Source organism: Streptococcus suis (assembly GCF_002964045.1).
GTDB classification, from domain to species: Bacteria; Bacillota; Bacilli; order Lactobacillales; family Streptococcaceae; genus Streptococcus; species Streptococcus suis_U.
The window spans coordinates 1-404 of record NZ_POPB01000140.1; the positions used below are offsets into that span (position 1 = coordinate 1).

The following is a 404-nucleotide window of genomic DNA, read 5'->3' on the forward strand; positions in this document are numbered from 1 at the left end:
CAAGGTAATCATCAGCACCCAAGTCGGGATCAACTCGCTATCAATCTGCAACTGTTGACTTGATACAACCCCGATCAATCCACCGACCAGAAGTGATAGAATGCTGAGCACAGTTACCGTTACTAAATCTGTATCCTCGAGACGGCTGACTTTAAACTTATCTTTCACAGCCTTAATCACACGATGAGTACCAAAAACATAAGCTGCAAATAGGGCAACCATCTCCAAGAGTAAAATCCAGGTGAAAGGTCTGTAGGTGTTGACTGTTGCTTTTACAGATGAAGACGATTCTGTCAATGGTGCGGACAAGAAATCCAAAATCACTTCATTGGGCACGCCATTGTCATAGGTATTGCTTAAGACAGAAGTAAAGGTTTTTACAAAGTCGCCATTTTCCCGATCGG

The 404-nt window shown here is 43.1% G+C and carries 1 pseudogene; it reads right to left on the reverse strand.

Features of this window, described 5'->3' with window-relative positions:
• A pseudogene (locus C1E99_RS14575) lies at positions 1 to 404 on the reverse strand (type VII secretion protein EsaA); the annotation flags it as partial.